14 protein-coding genes are annotated in these 17,332 nt (G+C 70.0%); 9 read left to right on the top strand and 5 right to left on the bottom strand.

Going from position 1 to position 17,332, the window contains the following annotated elements:
- The first annotated feature begins 35 nt into the window (after positions 1-35).
- Genes AC5Y5E_RS20600 through AC5Y5E_RS20590 form a run of 3 tightly spaced genes read left to right on the top strand, consistent with a single transcriptional unit; the run spans position 36 to position 3,638 of the window.
- Entirely contained in the window at positions 36-1,577 is a 1,542-nt protein-coding gene (locus AC5Y5E_RS20600; protein WP_499905022.1) for a DHA2 family efflux MFS transporter permease subunit, read from the top strand.
- 11 nt (positions 1,578-1,588) lie between these two features.
- Positions 1,589-2,395: a GNAT family N-acetyltransferase gene (locus AC5Y5E_RS20595; protein WP_499904595.1), complete on the top strand. Its 807-nt coding sequence runs from the start codon at positions 1,589-1,591 to the stop codon at positions 2,393-2,395.
- Positions 2,382-3,638 carry a lysine N(6)-hydroxylase/L-ornithine N(5)-oxygenase family protein gene (locus AC5Y5E_RS20590; protein WP_499904594.1) on the top strand — a complete coding sequence of 419 codons (1,257 nt, stop codon included), beginning with the start codon at positions 2,382-2,384 and terminating at the stop codon, positions 3,636-3,638. Before AC5Y5E_RS20595 ends, AC5Y5E_RS20590 begins: the two co-directional genes overlap by 14 nt.
- Before the next feature lie 4 nt (positions 3,639-3,642).
- Here AC5Y5E_RS20590 and AC5Y5E_RS20585 read toward each other — a convergent pair whose 3' ends face one another.
- Both AC5Y5E_RS20585 and AC5Y5E_RS20580 read right to left on the bottom strand, forming a co-directional pair.
- On the bottom strand, positions 3,643-4,215 hold the full coding sequence (locus AC5Y5E_RS20585) for a TetR/AcrR family transcriptional regulator (RefSeq protein WP_499904592.1): 573 nt from the start codon (positions 4,213-4,215) through the stop codon (positions 3,643-3,645).
- Positions 4,215-5,432, bottom strand: a complete 1,218-nt coding sequence (locus tag AC5Y5E_RS20580) for a cytochrome P450 (RefSeq protein WP_499904591.1) — start codon at positions 5,430-5,432, stop codon at positions 4,215-4,217. The genes AC5Y5E_RS20585 and AC5Y5E_RS20580 overlap by 1 nt, the downstream gene beginning before the upstream one ends.
- Before the next feature lie 172 nt (positions 5,433-5,604).
- On the opposite strand from AC5Y5E_RS20580, the gene AC5Y5E_RS20575 reads away from it, so the two are divergent.
- Together AC5Y5E_RS20575 and AC5Y5E_RS20570 are read left to right on the top strand one after the other, a co-directional pair.
- Complete coding sequence (locus tag AC5Y5E_RS20575; RefSeq protein WP_499904589.1) at positions 5,605-6,075, top strand: GbsR/MarR family transcriptional regulator; 471 nt, start codon at positions 5,605-5,607, stop codon at positions 6,073-6,075.
- Between the two features lie 2 nt (positions 6,076-6,077).
- Entirely contained in the window at positions 6,078-6,893 is an 816-nt protein-coding gene (locus tag AC5Y5E_RS20570; protein ID WP_499905020.1) for a class I SAM-dependent methyltransferase, read from the top strand.
- An 84-nt stretch (positions 6,894-6,977) separates the two neighbouring features.
- On the opposite strand, the gene AC5Y5E_RS20565 is transcribed toward AC5Y5E_RS20570, so the two are convergent.
- The gene (locus AC5Y5E_RS20565; protein WP_499904588.1) at positions 6,978-8,345 is read right to left on the bottom strand and encodes an FAD-binding oxidoreductase; all 1,368 of its coding nucleotides are present in this window, start codon (positions 8,343-8,345) and stop codon (positions 6,978-6,980) included.
- A gap of 56 nt (positions 8,346-8,401) precedes the next feature.
- On the opposite strand from AC5Y5E_RS20565, the gene AC5Y5E_RS20560 reads away from it, so the two are divergent.
- Positions 8,402-8,992 carry an SHOCT domain-containing protein gene (locus AC5Y5E_RS20560; RefSeq protein ID WP_499904586.1) on the top strand — a complete coding sequence of 197 codons (591 nt, stop codon included), beginning with the start codon at positions 8,402-8,404 and terminating at the stop codon, positions 8,990-8,992.
- A gap of 4 nt (positions 8,993-8,996) precedes the next feature.
- On the opposite strand, the gene tap is transcribed toward AC5Y5E_RS20560, so the two are convergent.
- Complete coding sequence (gene tap / locus AC5Y5E_RS20555) at positions 8,997-10,241, bottom strand: multidrug efflux MFS transporter Tap (RefSeq protein WP_499904585.1); 1,245 nt, start codon at positions 10,239-10,241, stop codon at positions 8,997-8,999.
- 60 nt (positions 10,242-10,301) lie between these two features.
- Here tap and AC5Y5E_RS20550 point away from each other — a divergent pair, with 60 nt between their 5' ends.
- The 3 genes from AC5Y5E_RS20550 to AC5Y5E_RS20540 are packed head-to-tail and all read left to right on the top strand — an operon-like array spanning position 10,302 to position 13,315.
- Complete coding sequence (locus tag AC5Y5E_RS20550; protein ID WP_499904584.1) at positions 10,302-11,123, top strand: uracil-DNA glycosylase; 822 nt, start codon at positions 10,302-10,304, stop codon at positions 11,121-11,123.
- Positions 11,120-12,238, top strand: a complete 1,119-nt coding sequence (locus tag AC5Y5E_RS20545; RefSeq protein ID WP_499904583.1) for an FAD-binding protein — start codon at positions 11,120-11,122, stop codon at positions 12,236-12,238. The genes AC5Y5E_RS20550 and AC5Y5E_RS20545 overlap by 4 nt, the downstream gene beginning before the upstream one ends.
- 45 nt (positions 12,239-12,283) lie before the next feature.
- On the top strand, positions 12,284-13,315 hold the full coding sequence (locus AC5Y5E_RS20540) for an LLM class flavin-dependent oxidoreductase (protein WP_499904582.1): 1,032 nt from the start codon (positions 12,284-12,286) through the stop codon (positions 13,313-13,315).
- On the opposite strand, the gene AC5Y5E_RS20535 is transcribed toward AC5Y5E_RS20540, so the two are convergent.
- Positions 13,316-17,284, bottom strand: a complete 3,969-nt coding sequence (locus AC5Y5E_RS20535) for a diguanylate cyclase domain-containing protein (protein WP_499904580.1) — start codon at positions 17,282-17,284, stop codon at positions 13,316-13,318. It abuts the gene before it with no gap.
- Between the last annotated feature and the right edge of the window lie 48 nt (positions 17,285-17,332).

Below are 17,332 nucleotides of genomic sequence, written 5' to 3'. Positions count from 1 at the left end.
ACGACGGGGACGGCGCGACGGCCGTCCACCCCCGCTTGACCCTGCTCGCGGTGTGCCTCGCGGTGTTCATGCTGCTGCTCGACATGACCATCGTCTCGGCCGCGCTCGCCAACATCCAGGCGTCCCTGGACGCCGACCTCAGCGGCCTGCAGTGGGTGGTCGACGCGTACGCGCTGCCGATGGCCGGGCTGCTGCTCACCGCGGCCACGCTGGGTGACCGGCTCGGACGGCGACGGCTGTATCTGGCCGGGATGGTCGTGTTCACGCTGGCCTCGGCCGGCTGCGCGCTGGCGCGCAGCATCGAGGCGCTCAACCTGTGCCGGGCGCTGCAAGGCACCGGCGGCGCGGTGCTGCTCGGCGTCTCGCTGCCGATGGTGGCGGCGGCCTTTCCCGAACAGCGGGGCCGGGGCATCGCGATCGCGATCTATGGCGCCGTGATGGGCGCGGGCGCGGCCGTCGGGCCGTTGCTCGGCGGGGCGCTGGTCGGGGCGTTCGGTTGGGAGTCGATCTTCCTGATCAACGTGCCGGTGGGGGTGGTCGCGCTGGCGATCGCCGTGCGGTTCGTCCCGGAAACCCTTGGTGCGCAAGACCGTCCAGTCGACCTGGTCGGCACGGCCGTGTTGTCGGCCGCGCTGTTCGCCGGCGTCTACGTGTTGATCGAGGGCAACCGGCGTGGCTGGACCAGCGGGGTGATCCTGGCCCTGGGCGCGTTCTCCGCGGCGGGCCTGGCGGTGTTCGTGTGGTGGGAGTCGCGGTGCGGCGCGCCGATGCTCGACCTGACCGTGGTGCGCCGCCCGGGTTTTGCCGGGGTATCCCTGGCGGCGTTCGCTGCGGCCGGAACGCTGATCGCTTCCACCAACTACCTGGCGCTGTATTTCATGAACACCCTGGGATACAGCCCATTTCAGTCCGGCCTGCGGGCCCTGCCGCTGACCGTCGCCTGCGTGCTGGGCGCCCCGCTGGCCATGGTCGGCGCGCGGTATTTTCCGGCCTGGATGTCGATCCCGGGCGGGGTCGCGCTGATCGCGGCGGGCCTGTGGCTGATGACCGGGGTCGGTGCGGACACCCAGTGGACGCATTTCATCGCGGGTTCCGTCGTGGCCGGGCTCGGCCTGGGCGGCCTGTTCGCGTTGACGTCGGACATCGCACTGCAATTCGTGCCGGTCGCGGACGCCGGGATGGCGACCGGCGCGGTGAGCACGGTTCGCCAGGTCGGCATCCTGGCCGGCGTGGCCGGCCTGGGCGCCCTGTTCGGTCGGCGCGGGTCCGCCAGCGCCACGCGCGAACTGGCCCAGCTCGGCCTCGGCGGCCCCGGCCCCGCGCAACGCCTCGTCGACCGGTTGTCCGCCGGCGCCGGCCTTCGGGCGCTCGATTTCCTGCCCGCCGACTACCGCGCCGCGCTGCCCGCGATCGCGCGGGCGGCCCGTCAGGCCAGCGCCGCCGGAATGCAGGTCGCTCTGGTGGCCGCGGCCATAGCGGCCACCGCCGCGGCGGTCGCCAGCGCGATCTTGATCGGCGTCGGCGCGCGCCGCCACGATGAGCCCGAAATGCCGTTTGCTGAAGGCATGTCCGTGTAACGTTCCGATCCATGTTGGGCGATGCGATCATCATCCCGGCGACGGATAACAACCGTTACAGCGTCATCATCTCCAGCGACCCGGCAAACATCGAAGCCGCGCAGCGGTTGCGTTACCAGACGTTTGCCGAGGAAATGGGCGCGGCGCTGCCGCAGGCGATCCGCGGGCCCCTGACTGGAGAGATGATCGACGTCGATCAGTTCGATCCGTACAGCGACCACCTGCTGGCCCGGGACGAGACGAGCGGACAGATCGTCGGGTGCTACCGGCTGCTGCCGCCCGACGGGGCCAAGGCCGCCGGCGGCCTCTTCGCGGACACCACGTTCGACATCGGTGGCCTCAACGAGTTGCGCTCCGAGCTCGTCGAACTCGGCCGGGTGAGCGTGCATCCCGACCACCGCAGCGGCGCGGTGATGGGGCTGTTGTGGGCGGGAATCCTTCGATACCAGGAAATCAGCGGCTACCAGTATGGGATCGGGTCGTTGTCGGTCCGGATGGACGACGGCGGGCCGCGCGGCGCGCTGGCGCGGGGTGTGCGCGACGCGGCGTTGGGCCGGCATCCCGCCCCCGAGCGATACCGTGTCTTTCCGCGAAACCCCGTCACGGTCAACGGATTGAGCCTCTCCGAGCTGCCCGACCCGGGGCGCGTGCGCATCCCGCCGATGGTGCAGGGGTCGCTGCGGATCGGTGGGATGATCTGCGGGGAACCCTCCTACGACCCGGACTTCGACATGGCCGACTTCATTGTGCTGATCGACAGGGCCACGGTGCGGGAACGCTATCTGGAACGGTTGGCGAGGTCTTATGCCCACACCTGAGAAGACCGCCCTGCTGGGCGTCGGCTTCGGGCCGTCGAATCTCGCGTTGGCGATCGCCCTGGACGAGCGGCGCATGGCCGCCGTGTTCGTCGAGGAGCAGGACGAGTTCGGTTGGCACCTCGGGATGCTGCTGCCGAACGCCCGCATGCAGATCCCGTTCCTCAAAGACCTCGTCACCCTGCGGAACATCAAGAGCGACTTCACCTTCCTGAACTACCTCAGCGAGCGCGGCCGGCTGGTCGAATTCATCGGCCTGCACACGTTGTTTCCCACCCGAATTGAGTTTCACGACTATCTCGAGTGGGCCGCGGCCCGCGTCGCCGCCGATGTCCGCTACGGGCACCGCGTCGTCGAAATCGGTTCGGGTGAGCCGGGTTTTGTGGTGCGCACCGAACCCGACCGCGTCATCCATGCGGCGAACCTGGTCCTGGCGACCGGGCTGCACCCCGTGCTGCCGGCGGGCGTCGTCGAGACGTCCCGGCAGTGGCACAGCCACCGGCTGCTCGACAACCTGGCCGCCCTGAACCTTGACGGTCCGGGGCGATTCGCCGTGATCGGCGCGGGTCAAAGCGCGGCCGAGGTGGTTGCTCATTTGCACGCGACCTACCCGCAGGCCGAGGTGCATGCGGTTTTCGCCCGGTACGGATACAGCAGCGCCGACGACACCCCGTACGCGAACCGCATTTTCGACCCCTCGGCGGTGGACGAGTTCTATCGCGCCGACACGCATGTGCGCGAACGACTGCTCGATTACCATCGCGCGACCAACTATTCGGTGGTCGATCCGGAGTTGATCGACGACCTCTATTCCCGCGAGTACGCCGAACTGGTCGCGGGCGATCGGCGGCTGTTCATCCATAACGCCTCGGAAGTCGTTGCCGCGCGGGAGTATCCGGAAAAGGTTCGTGTGACGGTGTGCCACCTGATCGATCGCTCGCGCGCGACGCTGGACTGCGACGCGGTGATTTACGCGACCGGCTACGAACCGCTGGACGTCCAAGGCTTCCTCGGCGACCTGGCCGGCCGGTACGAATTCGACTCGGACGGGCGCCCCGCCGTCACCCGCGACTATCGACTGGTGGCAAAGGCCGGGGCGCCGGGGGACATCTACCTCAACGGCGCCGTCGAGCATACCCACGGCCTGTCGTCCTCGCTGCTGTCCAACGTGGCGGTGCGCGCCGGGGAAATCGTCACCGCGTTCGCGGCGCGTGGGGAGCGCAGGCCGCACGTCGCCTCCGCGTAGTGATCTAGCCTCGGGCGCCGACCGGCGCCACGGTCGGGACGACGAACTCCCCGATCATCGCCCGCTCGTCGGCCTCGTCCCGGCCGGGGTAGGTCAGCAGCGACGTGAGCACCCGCACCACCCAGCGCGCCCGACGCTGCACGACGGCGGGATCCTCCGGGCCGAGCGAGCCGACGAACGCCGCCGCCAGCGCCGTGATCACCTCCGACTGCGCCAGTTCGCCGCCGATCGGCGGTCGGCTGGCGGCGAACCACGCTGACAGCGCGGGGCTTTCGCGCACCATCCGCAGCGCGGCGGTCATGCTCGCCACCAGCCGTTCGCGCGGGTCCTCGATGCCGCCGATCTCGTCGGCGATCGCGCGGCCGAGCCGTCGCGCCTCGCGGTGCACGTACGCGGTGCGCAGCGCCTCGCGGTTCTCGAAGTAGCGGTACAGCGTCGCGCGGGAACAGCCTGCGGCCCGGGCGATCTCGTTCATGCCGATGGACTCCTGTTCGCGGCGCGTGTAGAGCCGCTCGGCGGCGTCGAGTATCCGGTCCGCAGCCGCCTCCCCGCGGTGCTCGGCCAACCAGTCGGGCATCAGGCGTTCACCCGGATCGGCACGCACAGCGGGCGGCGCACGTAGCTGCCGCCTGACCACACGATGCCGGACTCCTCGACCTCGAAATCGGGGCAGCGGGACAGCAATTCGGTCAGCGCGACCCGCGACTGCATGCGGGCCGCCGCCGCGCCCAGGCAGTGGTGCGCGCCGTGGCTGAACGTCAGGATGTTGCGCGGGCAGCGGGTCACGTCGAGTTCGCCTGCGTCCGGCCCGTATTGGCGTTCGTCGCGGTTGGCCGACCCGTAGAGCAGCAGGACCTTGCGGCCCGCCGGGACGGTGGTGCCCTCGATGGTCACGTCGCGGGTGGTGGTGCGCGCCAGGCCCTGCACCGGCGAGGTCAGCCGCAGCAACTCCTCGACCGCGTCGGGGATCAGCCCCGGGTCGTCGACCAGACGTCGGCGCTGGTCCGGCCGCTCGTGCAGCAACGGCATTGACCCGCCCAGCATCCCGGTGACCGTGTCGTTGCCGCCGGTGACCATCGTGAACGTGAACGCCAGCACCGACAGCGTCCCCGCGATGTCCCCGTCGGCGCCCACCCCGGCCGCCACCAGATGCGAGATCGTGTCGTCCTCGGGTTCGGCCCGGCGCCGCTCGATCAGTCGCGTGAAGTAGGCCATCATCGACCCGACCGCGTCCAGCGACGTGCCGATTCCCCCCTCGGACGTGTTGGCGGCGACAATCGCCTGGGTCCAGCCGTCGAACTGCGCGCGATCCTCCTCGGGAACGCCGAGGTAGTGCGCGACGACCATCGACGGCAGCGGCTTGAACAGGTCGGTGACGATGTCGCCGCCGCCGTCGGCGCGGATTTTCTCGATGCGCTCGACGACGAACTCGCGCACCTTGGGCTCCACCGCCTCGACCTGTCGCGGCGTGAAACCCCGCGACACCAGCTTGCGAAACTCGGTATGCACCGGGGGATCCTGCATCACGAACGGCGGATTGTCCTGCAGTCCAATCAGTTCCAGCTCACCATACTCAACGGTCAGGCCCTGTGCGGAGGAGAACGTCTCGTGGTCGCGCGCGGCCGCCCAGACGTCGGAGTGGCGGGCCAGCACGTAGTAGTCCCGGTCGGGCCGGGTCTCGGGGACGACGTGGTGCACCGGGTCGTGGTCGCGCAGCGCCCGGTACATCGGCCAGGGGTTGGGCCAGGTCTCGGCGGTGGCCAGCCGAAATCCGTGAGACATCACCGGTGACATGTCTCATTTGTAAGGCATCTAGGTAACAATGTCAACCACGCCGCCCGCCCCACTCGCCGAGACTGCGTCCACCGCGCCAATTTCCGCCGCGGCGGGAGCAGTCTCGGCGCCACGGGCGGCCCAATGGTTGTACACTTCGTTCAGTCCGTACTGAACGAACCAGAGGAACCTGATGTCCCCGGAGGAAGCCGAGTTCGTCGACCGCATCGGGCTGTTCTTCGAGCTCCTCGGGGCGACCCGCACCATGGGCCGGGTCTATGGGTGGCTGCTGATCTGCCATCCGCCGCAGCAGTCGCTGACCGAACTGGCCGGCGCGCTGTCGGTGAGCAAGGCCTCGATCAGCACCGTCGCCCGGCAGCTGCTGGAGGGCGGCATGATCGAGCGGCTGCCGAGCCCCGACCGGCAACACCTCTACCGCGTCACCCCGGGCGGGTTCACCAGCGTGCTGGAGACGCAGCTGTCGCTGATGCGCCTGGGCATCGAGCCCGCCGAGTTCGCCCTGTCGGTGCTGGGGGAGGACCGTGCCGAACAGCGCGAGCGCGTCGAGGACTTCCGCGACTTCTGCGAGTTCTGCACCCGGGACTACCGAGAGCAGCTGATGCGGATGTGGACCGAATACCGGGAGGGGAAGCGACAGCGATGACGATGACGGACAAGGTCGACTTCAGCGACGTGGCGTGGGGGTCGGTGGAATGGACCAACCTGTGCACGCTGTATCTGCGGGCCTACGAAAGCCGCTCGCCGGTACCGATTCTCGATGACAAGGCGGCCGCCGAGGCGGTGGACCGCATCGAATACGACTGGGCGCGCATGCGGCGCGCCATGCGGCCCGGATCCAACCAATATCTGGTCGCCGTGCGCGCCAAACAGCTCGACGAGTGGAGCGCCGGCTTCCTGCGCCGCCACCCGGACGCCGTCGTGCTGCACCTCGGGTGCGGTATGGACACCCGGGCGTTCCGGCTGCGCCCGCCGGACACCGTGCAATGGTTCGACGTCGATCAGCCGGACGTAATCGCCCTGCGGCGCAAGCTTTATGACGACCGCGACGGCTACCGGATGATCGGCTCGTCGGTGACCGACGAGGCCTGGCTGCCCGAGATCCCCTCCGATCGCCCGACGCTCGTGGTCGCGGAGGGACTGGTCATGTACCTCGTCGAGCCCGAGGTACGCGCGCTGCTGCGGCGCCTCACGGATCGGTTCGCCGGCGGCGAGATGCTCTTCGACACGACGTCGCCGCTGGGGCCGCGGCTGTCCAGGGTCCTCACCAAGGGCATCACCAAGTGGGGCATCGGCGACATCCACGAACTGGAGCGCTGGAATCCGCGGCTGCGCTTCCTCGAGCAGGTTCCGGTGATCGCGCTCTACGAGCGTGTCCCTTCGGCGCCGGTGCGGCTGCTGTGGCGGTTGGTCAATGCCACGCCGATGCGAAATTTCGACGTGCTCAACCGCTTCGAGTTCTAGATCGCCGCTGCCGTCGATCGTGCGGCCAGCCGCACGTTCGACGCCGAGTGTGCGGCCAGCCGCACGCTCGAGGCGCAAAGGGCCTTAGATCGCCGCGCCGGGGTTGAGGATCCCGAGCGGGTCCAGCGCCCGCTTGATGCGCTGGTTCAACTCCATCACCTCGGGGCCGAGGTAGCCATCCAGCCACGGCCGCTTCAACCGGCCGACGCCGTGCTCACCGGTGATCGTGCCGCCCAGACCGACGGCCAGGTCCATAATCTCGCCGAAGGCCAGGTTGGCGCGCTCGGTCATGGCGGCGTCGGCGGGGTCGTACACGATCAGCGGATGAGTGTTGCCGTCGCCGGCGTGCGCGATCACCGAGATCATCAGATCCCGTTCCGCGGCGATGCGCTCGATCCCGGTGACCAGCTCACCCAGCGCGGGCAGGGGCACCCCGACGTCCTCCAGCAGCAGAGAGCCCTTGGCCTCGACCGCGGGGATGCAGAACCGGCGGGCGGCCACAAAGGCCTCGCCCTCGTCCGGGTCGTCGGTCGAAAAAACCTCTGTGGCACCGTTTTCCGCGAATACCGCGGCCATCACCGCCGCGTCCTCCCCGGACGAGCGCCCCCTCTCGTCGGAGCCGGCCACCAGCATGGCGGCCGCCGAGCGATCCAGGTCCATGCGCAGGCTGTCTTCCACGGCGTTGATCGCCGCCGAGTCCATGAACTCCAGCATCGAAGGCCGCAGCCGCGCAACGACTCCCAGCACCGCGTCGACGGCCGCGCCGACCGAGGCGAACGTCGCGACCACCACGCTGGACACGTTCTGGGCCGGCAGCAGCCGCAGCGTCACCTCGGTGACGACGCCCAACGTGCCCTCGCTGCCGACGAACAGCTTGGTCAGCGAGAGCCCCGCGACGTCCTTCAGCCGCGGCCCGCCGAGGCGCACCGCGGTGCCGTCGGCCAGCACCACCTGCATGCCCAGCACGTAATCGGTTGTGACGCCGTACTTTACGCAGCACAACCCGCCGGCGTTGGTGGCGATGTTGCCCCCGATGCTGCAGATCTCGAACGACGACGGGTCGGGCGGATACCACAGTCCGTACTCGGCGACGGCCTTTTTCACCTCCGCGTTGAACAGGCCCGGCTGGCATACCGCGGTGCGGGTGACGGGGTCGACGGTGATGTCGCGCATCTTCTCCGTCGACAGCACGATGCCGTCGTCCAGCGCGGTGGCCCCGCCGGACAGGCCGCTGCCGGCGCCCCGGGTCACCACCGGCACCCGGTGGGCCGAGGCCCAGCGCATCACGGTCTGCACCTCCTCGGTGCGCCGCGGCCGGACCACCGCCAGCGGCTTGCCGGCCGACGGGTCGAAGGCGCGGTCCTGGCGGTAGCCCTCGGTGATGGTGGGGTCGGTGACGACCATCCCGTCGGGCAGCTTGGCGATCAGCTCGGCCAGCGCGTCGGCGTTCACGATCCGATCCTACGGGCCAGGTCGCGCTACAGTTGGCGGATCTCGGAAGGGGCACGATGTTCGGGCGCAGAGATCTCAGCAAAGTCGGCGTCCGCGCGTTCGCGGACGTCCTCACGGCGGAGCAGTCGGCGATTTCGGTCACCGTCGGCAACCCGAATCTGGTCGGCAACACCGAGGTTCGCTGGAAGCTGCGGCTGCGCGTCACCCCCGACGCCGAACCGCCATTCGAGGCCAGCGTCTCCGCGCTGCTGCCCCAGCTGAGCCCGCCGCGCCCCGGCACTCGGCTGCCCGTGCTCTACGACCCCAAGGACCACGGCCGCGTCGAGATCGACCACCGGTCGGCCGCCACGCCCGACGTGGCGATCGACGCCGTGACCGCGGCCCGCCCCGACCTGGCGGGCGCTCAGGTGATGGGGATGCCGATGGGCGATGTGATTCGCCGGGCCATCGCCGATCCCACCGGATTCCGCGACGAGATGATGCGGCGCGGCGCCGAGATGCAGCAGCAGGTGCTCGGCGCGGCGCAGCCGGCGCAAGCCCACCAGGATCCGATCGATCGGCTCGAGCGGCTGGCCGCGCTCAAGGACCGCGGGCTGCTCACCGACGAGGAATTCGAGCAGCAGAAGCGCAAGATCCTCGGCGACTGACGGATCAGCGCGGCGTATCCGCGGCGAGTTCCGGCACCGGACGGTCCAGCTCCCGCAGCGACGGCAGGCCGCACGCGACGAGGCCGACCAGCAGGATCGGCACCGCCAACGCCAGGAACGTAGTCCGCAGCCCGGCCGCGTCGGCCAGCGGACCGGCCACCAGCAATCCCAACGGGCCGGCGGCGTACATCAGCCCGGTCATCACCCCGACCACCCGGCCGCGCAGGTGGTGCGGCGCCCGGGTCTGCATCACGTAGTTGTAGATCGGCTGGGTGGGCCCATAGACCAGGCCGGTCACCCCGCACAGCACCAGGATCACCGGCAACGGCGGCAGGAACGCGATGCCGATCGCGGCCACGCCGAAGGTGAGCGTCGCCGCCAGCACCACCGTGCGCCGCGGCGTATATCTCGAGAGCACCGCGTAGCCGAGCGCGCCCACCAAGCCGCCGACCCCGAGCGCCATCAGCACCCAGCCCAGCTCTGCGGGCTGGTGATGGTCGCTGAAGTATTTGGGAAACAGCACGCTCTCCATCGGCAGGTACAGCGCGGTCACGACCAGGTCGATCAGCCCCAGCGTCCGCAGCACCCGCAGGTTCCAGACGAATCGCAGGCCCTCGGCGATGCCGGACACCAGCCCCTGGGGTCGCGTCGCATGGTGCGGCTTGCCGACGCCCTCGAGCCGCAGCCCGCCAATTGCCAAGAAGGACAACCCGAATAGGCCCGCAGTGACCCACATCGTGTTGACGCCGCCGACCGTCGCGATCATCAGACCGCCGATTCCCGGGCCCACGATGTAGGCCAGGTTGAGGATCGCCTCGTAGACGCTGTTGGTGCGGTCCAGCGACCAGCCGGCCCGGGCGGCGGCCTCGGGCAGCATCGACTGGCGCGCCGTGGTGCCGGCCGGATCGAACGCGGCCGAGAAGAAAGCCAAAACGGCCAGCTCGGCGACGTTGATCGCGTCGGCGCCGAAAAACCAGGCGGTCAGCGGCACGGCGGCCACCGCCGTTCCGGACAGCGAATCGGAGACCAGCGACACCCGTCGCCGCCCGAAAAAGTCGACCGCGGTCCCGGCCACCAGCGTGGACAGCACCAGGGGGAGCGTCATCGCGGCGGCGACGACGGCCGCGTCGCGCGCGCTGTCGCGGTGCTGCAGCGCCAGCCATGGGAACGCGACGATCGAGATGCCGGTACCCGCCGTCGCCGTCAGCGTGGCGAACAGGATCAGAACCGCTGGGCCGCTGCTTTTCATGGGATATCGCCGCTGAATTTATGCCAACGGCGTGATACGCGGCCACCGATTTTTCGGCTCATGCAGGATGTTCATGTGCTTGCCCATCCACGTAGCGGCCAGGCATTCGCGTCTCCGGTGGTCCCCGGCAGCGGATGGCCGGGCGATCCGGCCACGCCGCGGACGCCGGTGGCCGCCGACGCGGCCCGGGTGGTCGCGCTGAGCGACGGGGCCCGGTCGATCGCGGAACTCGACGCCGCGATCAGCGTGTGCCGGGCCTGCCCGAGGCTGGTGACCTGGCGCGAAGAGGTCGCCGCCACCAAGCGCCGGGCGTTCGCCGACCAGCCCTACTGGGGGCGGCCGGTGCCGGGCTGGGGATCGGAACGGCCCTGGCTGCTGATCGTCGGGCTGGCGCCCGCCGCGCACGGCGCCAACCGGACCGGGCGCATGTTCACCGGTGACCGCTCCGGCGACCAGTTGTACGCGGCGCTGCACCGGGCGGGGCTGGTCAACCAGCCGACCAGCGTGGACGCCGCGGACGGCTTGCGCGCCAACGGGATTCGGATCTCCGCGCCGGTGCGTTGCGCGCCACCGGCCAACGCGCCGACGCCGGCCGAGCGGGACACCTGCTGGCCGTGGCTTCAGGCCGAATGGCGGCTGGTGTCCGGCGACGTCCGGGTGATCGTCGCCCTGGGCGGGTTCGCCTGGCAGATCGCGCTGCGGCTGGTGTCCGGGGCGCCCAGGCTGCGCTTCGGGCACGGCGTCGTCGCGGAGCTGGGATCCGGCCTGCAATTGCTCGGCTGCTACCACCCCAGCCAGCAGAACATGTTCACCGGTAGGTTGACTCCCGTAATGCTCGACGACATCTTCAGCGACGCAAAGAGGTTGGCAGGTATCACGTGACCGACATTTTGGTTTCCGGTGCCAGCGTGGCCGGCATAACGGCTGGGTATTGGCTTGCCCGCCAGGGCTATTCGGTCACCGTCGTGGAACGGTATCCGGGGTTGCGGCCGGGCGGCCAGGCGATCGACGTGCGGGGCCCGGCTCTCGGGGTGCTGGAACGCATGATGTTGCGGGCGGCCGCCGACCACGTGCGGACCCGGATCCGCGGGGCGTCCGTCGTCGACCGCGACGGCAACGAACTGTCCGAGGACACCGAATCGACGCCGACCGGCGGGATCATCGCCAACCCCGACATCGAGCTGTTGCGCGACGACCTCGTCGAATTGCTCTACGACGCAACCAAACTCAACGCGGAATTCGTGTTCGACGACAGCATCGCCGCGTTAGAGGACGACGGCACGGCCGTCAAGGTGACCTTCGAGCGCGCCGCGGCGCGCAGCTTCGATCTGGTGATCGGCGCCGACGGGTTGCACTCCAATGTGCGACGGCTGGTCTTCGGCCCCGAGGCGCAATTCATCGAGCGGCTGGGCACCTACGCGGCGATCTTCACCGTGCCCAACTTCCTGGACCTGGACTACTGGCAGACCTGGCACTACGGCGAGAACACCATGGTCGGCGTCTACAGCGCGCGCAACAACACCGAGGCCCGGGCCATGGTGGGCTTCATGGAGGCCGACCTGCGGATCGACTACCGCGACACCGAGGCCGTGTTCGCCGAGCTGGAACGGCGGATGGCCGACGACGGCTGGGTCCGGCCGCAGCTGGTGCAGTACATGCGGACCGCACCCGACTTCTACTTCGACGAGATGTCGCAGATCAAGATGGATCGCTGGTCGAAGGGCCGCGTGGCGCTCGTCGGCGACGCCGGGTATTGCTGTTCTCCGCTCTCAGGGCAGGGGACCAGCGTGGCGCTGCTGGGCGCCTACGTCCTGGCCGGCGAGCTCGGTGCGGCCGGCGGTGACTATGAAAAGGGCTTCGCCAGCTATCACGCCGAGTTCCACGACTACGTCAAGCGCAACCAGTGGCTGGTGATCGACAACATCCCCGGGGGTGCGCCGATCCCGCAGGAGGTGTTCGACCGCATCGTCAACTCGATCACCCTGAAGGACTACTGAGCGCGCGTAGGGAACGTTCGCCCCGCTGCAAGCGTTGACGCCGTCGTGCGACTTTCCGTCCTTGACCTCGTGCCGGTGCGCAGCGACCAGACCACCGGCGACGCGCTGGCGGCCACCGTGCAGCTCGCCCAGACCGCCGACCGGCTCGGCTTCACCCGCTACTGGCTCGCCGAGCACCACAACATGCCGTCCGTGGGCGCCACCAGCCCGCCGGTGCTGATCGCCCACCTGGCCGCGCACACCACCCAGGTCCGCCTCGGCTCCGGCGGTGTGATGCTGCCCAACCACGCGCCGCTGGCCGTCGCCGAGCAGTTCGCGCTGCTGGAAGCCGCCGCCCCCGGCCGCATCGACCTCGGCATCGGCCGCGCGCCCGGCTCCGACCCGGTGACCTCGTACGCCCTGCGCGGCAGCCGCGACGACGAGGACATCGAACGCTTCCCCGACTACCTCGACGACGTGGCCGCGCTGATGAGCGCGCGCGGCGTGATCGTGCCGCTGCGCTCGGGGGACTACCGGCTCAAGGCCACCCCGGCCGCGGCGAGCGAGCCGAGGCTGTGGCTGCTGGGCTCGTCGATGTACTCGGCGCACCTGGCCGCGGCCAAGGGGCTGCCGTATGTGTTCGCGCATCACTTCTCCGGTCAGGGAACCGAGGAGGCGCTCGCGGTCTACCGGTCCCGCTTCAAGCCCAGCACGCTGACGCCCGAGCCCGTTACGTTCCTGACTGTCAACGCCGCGGTGGCCGAAACGCGCGACGAGGCGACGGCTTTGATGCTGCCCAACCTGCAGGTGATGGCGCGGCTGCGCACCGGGCAGCCGCTCGGCCCGGTGCCGCTCGTCGAGGAGGCCGAGGTCGCCCAGCTGACCGACCAGCAGCAGCACATCGTGGAAAGCGGGCTCAAGCGCGCCGTCCTCGGCACCCCGGAAGAGGCCGCCGAACAGGTGCGGGCGCTGGCCGAACGGTTCGGCGTGGACGAGGTGATGGTCCACCCGGTCGCCTCGGCCCACCTCGGCACCGATCCCGCCACCGCGCCCGCGCGGGTCGCGACGCTGGAGCTGCTGGCCAAGGAGCTGTTCTAGTCAGTCCGTCACGCCCGCCTGAGACTTGGTGGTGGGCGCGTGCTGGCAGATCCAGTGCAGCAGGTCTTCCGCCGGTAGCGGCGGGCTGTGCACGAAACCCTGGGTGATGGTGCAGCCGTAGCGGCGCACTGCGCGCAGGGTGACCTCGTCTTCGACCCCCTCGGCCACCAGGTCGGCGCCCAGGCTGCGCGCCAACGCCACCGTGGACCGCACGATGGCGACCGACCGCGGGTCCTCGGCCAGCCGCGCCACGAAGATCCGGTCTAACTTGAGCTCGTCGACCGAAACGTCCTGCAGCCGCGCCAACGACGACCACCCGGTTCCGTAGTCGTCGAGCGAGATCCGGACGCCGAGGCGCTGCAGCGCGGCGACGGTGTTGCGCGAGCGCGCCGAGTCGACCAGGGCGCTTTCGGTGATCTCGACGATCAGCGAGTCGGGGGGCAGGCCGTGCGTCTGCAGCAGCCGCTCGATCGTGCTCACCAGGTCCAGGTCGAGCAGGTTGGTGGTCGACAGGTTCACCGCGACGGTCAGCGGCATACCCTGGTCGCGCCAGGACCGGATCTGCTCCAGCGCGACGTTGATGGCGCGGTTGGCCACCTGACGCATCAGCCCGGCGCGTTCGGCGGCGTTCAAGAATTCCTCGGGGAGCAGCAACCCGCGGCTGGGATGCCGCCAGCGCAGCAGCGCCTCGACGCTGTGCACGCTGCCGTCGCTCGCGTTGATCTTGGGCTGGTAGTGCACCGTCAGCTGGTCGTCGTCCAGCAGCGCGACGCGCAGTTCCTCGATGAGGTTGGGGTCGTTGTCGCGGTACATCTCGTAGGCCGAGTCGTACACCGCGATCCTGCTGACGGCGGATTTCGCGTGGGGGATCGCCATCTCGGCGCGGGTGAGCAGCTCCTGCGGATGATCGCAGTGGTCGGGGCACAGCGCGATGGCGATGCGGGCATCGACCTGCACGGTGATCGGATCGAGCGCGAACGGCTCGCTCAGCGCCTCGAGCAGCCGGCCCGCCTGGGCGCGCGCGGCGATCAGGTCGGACCCCTCGCCCAGCAGGATCGCGAATTCGTCCTCGCCCACCCGCGCGAGCAGATCCTCGTGGCGCACGCAGAGCGAGAGCCGGTGCGCGACATGGCTCAACAACTCATCGCCGAAGTGCTGGCCGACGGAGTCGTTGATCTCGTCGAACTCATACAGGTGCAGCAGCAGCAGCGCCCGGCGCGACGGGGTCCCGGGGATCGACAGCGGTCCCGCCGGCGCCACATCGGACAGCCCGGTCAGGGCGGTCGCCAGCGACCGCCGGTTGGGCAGGCTGGTCACTTCGTCGGTCATGGCCTGCTTGTGGCTTTCGGCGAGGATGCTGACGTCGCGGAAGGCGACCGAGAGTCGCCCGGCGACCGCGACCAGGCTCAGCGCGGCGAGAATCGTTGCCAGCCTTGAGTTGTGACCCACGACGACGGCCAGCGCGACGACGGTGCACGCCACCGGCACCGCGTAGAAACCGAGCCCGCGTTTCGGTACGGGCGGCGTCGACGACCACGGCGCCCAGCTGGCGATGGCCACCAGCAGCGACGCCGCGGGCCAGAGGGCATCCAGCGTGGTCCCGACCCGGTAGCTGCCGTCGGCGGTCTCGAAGAGGTACGCCGTGTCCGCGACGGCAAAGGCGACGAATCCCACCACAAGCAAGGCCCAACGGAATCCCTTGCGCCAGCCCAGGATTGGCAGCATGCCAGCGGTCAGGGCCAGCAGGACCAGGTCACCCCACGGGTAGACGAGTCCCACCAGCACGGTCGCCGGCGCGCGGACCGCGGCCGCGTGCATGGGCCCCGCGCGCAGCGCCACGCCCACCGCGGCCGCGGCCAGCGCGCACACCAGGGCATCGAGCCGGATCGGAATCGGCACCACCTTCAGCCGCGACCGCATGACCAGCAGGAGCCCCGCGTACAGGAGCGGGTAAAACGCCAGGTACTCCGGGTCGGCCGCGGACGGCGACTGGCCCGCGGGCACCCACGTCACGTAGACGATGTCACCCGCCGCCGACACGGCCATGCCGGCCGCGATCAACGCCCACGCGAGACGGTCGGCCCGCACCCGGTAGGCGCGATACGCGATCAGCGCCGCGGCGGACAGGTTCAACGCCGGGTACAGGCATTTGGCGAAGAACGCGTTGCGCGCGGCATCGGGGTCCACCAAGCTCGTCACCGCGAAGGTGGCCACGCCAATCCCCAACGTCGCCAAGGCGATCCGAATCGCCGTCGGGGGCCACCGCATGCCGTCGGGGACGTCGTGCGATCGCTCCCGCGGTGCCGTTGCGGCCGCGGCGATCGGTGCCAGCGAGCGCGCCAGCCTCGTCTCCTTGCCAAAGGCGCCCGCCGGGGTCGCGGCGGCGCCCCGGTCCACACCCGCTTGCCCTTCTTGCAATGCCGACTCGGCCGACTCGGCCAACCGAGGGAACGCGTACGGGAACGGCAGGTCGGGCAGGAAACCCCGAACACATTGCCCGCCTTCGCGTTTGGCGGCGTACATGGCCAGGTCGGCGTGCTGCAGGAACTGGTCGACGGTGCAATTCGATGCGCCCGTGGCGACCGTGTAGCCGATGCTGGGCCTGACCTCGATGGGGACACCGTCGATCACGATCGGCGTCCCGAACGCGTCCAGCACGCGGTCCGCGGCCTGCTTCGATTCATCGGCCGAAGCCTCGATGAGGACGGCGAACTCGTCGCCTCCGAGACGCGCCACGGTACCGGTGTCGCCGAGCGCGGCGGTGAGCCGGCCGGCGACCCGGACCAGCAGCTCGTCGCCGGCGGGATGCCCCAGGGCGTCGTTGACCGCTTTGAAGTCGTCCAGGTCGAGGCACAGCACCGCGATCGGCCCGCCCTCGAGGCGTTGCCGGGCAACGGCCTGCTCCAAGCGGTGCAGGAAGTGCGCCCGGTTGGCCAGGCCGGTCAGGCTGTCGCGGAACGCCTCCCGCGCGACCTCGGACAGCAGGCCCTGGTTTTCCATCAGCACGATGAACTGGCGGGTGAGCACCGCGGCGACGAGGATCCCCAGCGCGGCGAGCAGCGGTCCGTGCGCCATCAGGCTCACCGCCTGACCCAGGCCGACCGCGGCGGCCAGCATCAGCGGCAGGTAGGGCAGCCAGAGCAGGGCGGGGGACATGATCTCGGTCCGCGCCTGGTCCGTGGCGCTCTCGTGGACGCTGGCCAGGCCGGCCAGCGAGAGCAGCGCGAATCCGGCCACCCGCCCCAGATCCGTCAGGTCGCCCAGGTGATAGCTGCCCACCCCGGTCTGGAAAACCATCGCGATGTCGGAGGCGGCGATGGTGGCGATTCCGCCGGCCAGCAGGCCCCGGCTCGGCAGGTCGTTGGAGCGGATCCGGGACAGCATCAGGATCGCCGTCGTCAGGAGGACGACGTCCGCGAAGACCTCGATCAGTGTCGCGAGCCGCGAGCCGTTGTTCTCGCGCAGCTGCTTGTCGAGGACGAACACCCAGGAGATGACGAACAGCGAGGTCGCCACGATGAGGCCGTCCAGCACCAGCCGCCGGGGACTGTGGCGCGACAGGTGCGACAGCAGGGCCAACGACGCCATGGCGCCGATCGGATACAACGTGAACACCGCCTCGGCCGCGGCGGGGTGGGTGGCGTGCTCGATGTCCGGGCGCACCTCGTACACCGACCAGAGGACCTCACCCGCGGCCCAGCCCAGCAGGCCGATCACCAGCGCCAGCCAGCCGAATCTGCGCCGCCCGGTCGAGAAACGGGCCGCGTAGCCGGCGGTTGAGGCCGTCACCAGCAGGCAGAGCGCGAACACGCCCTCGTCGACCGGCCGCGTCCCGTACACGCCGCGCCACCTATGCGCCGACGAGGCCACGACCAGCACCGCCGCCGTGCTGTAAAACGCGACGAGCAGCCAACCTGCTCGTGCGGACAGCCCGAACCGCCGCCACGGATTGCCCGCCCAGCGTGTCATACCCGCTCCAGCCGATCCCGCGCCCTTGCGGCGAACTGCTTCACCGCG

This window comes from Mycobacterium sp. NGS54 (assembly GCF_059812465.1).
Note: the sequence above shows the minus strand (reverse complement) of the source record. Positions and strands in the feature narration are given on the sequence as shown.

What these genes read in the sequence shown, in the direction of transcription:
- AC5Y5E_RS20595 (WP_499904595.1), top strand. Translation starts at nt 1,589, where the DNA reads ATGTTGGGCGATGCGATCATCATCCCGGCGACGGATAACAACCGTTAC.
- AC5Y5E_RS20590 (WP_499904594.1), top strand. Translation starts at nt 2,382, where the DNA reads ATGCCCACACCTGAGAAGACCGCCCTGCTGGGCGTCGGCTTCGGGCCG.
- AC5Y5E_RS20585 (WP_499904592.1), bottom strand. Translation starts at nt 4,215, where the DNA reads ATGCCCGACTGGTTGGCCGAGCACCGCGGGGAGGCGGCTGCGGACCGG.
- AC5Y5E_RS20580 (WP_499904591.1), bottom strand. Translation starts at nt 5,432, where the DNA reads ATGTCACCGGTGATGTCTCACGGATTTCGGCTGGCCACCGCCGAGACC.
- AC5Y5E_RS20575 (WP_499904589.1), top strand. Translation starts at nt 5,605, where the DNA reads ATGTCCCCGGAGGAAGCCGAGTTCGTCGACCGCATCGGGCTGTTCTTC.
- AC5Y5E_RS20570 (WP_499905020.1), top strand. Translation starts at nt 6,078, where the DNA reads ATGACGGACAAGGTCGACTTCAGCGACGTGGCGTGGGGGTCGGTGGAA.
- AC5Y5E_RS20560 (WP_499904586.1), top strand. Translation starts at nt 8,402, where the DNA reads ATGTTCGGGCGCAGAGATCTCAGCAAAGTCGGCGTCCGCGCGTTCGCG.
- tap (WP_499904585.1), bottom strand. Translation starts at nt 10,241, where the DNA reads ATGAAAAGCAGCGGCCCAGCGGTTCTGATCCTGTTCGCCACGCTGACG.
- AC5Y5E_RS20550 (WP_499904584.1), top strand. Translation starts at nt 10,302, where the DNA reads ATGCAGGATGTTCATGTGCTTGCCCATCCACGTAGCGGCCAGGCATTC.
- AC5Y5E_RS20535 (WP_499904580.1), bottom strand. Translation starts at nt 17,284, where the DNA reads ATGACACGCTGGGCGGGCAATCCGTGGCGGCGGTTCGGGCTGTCCGCA.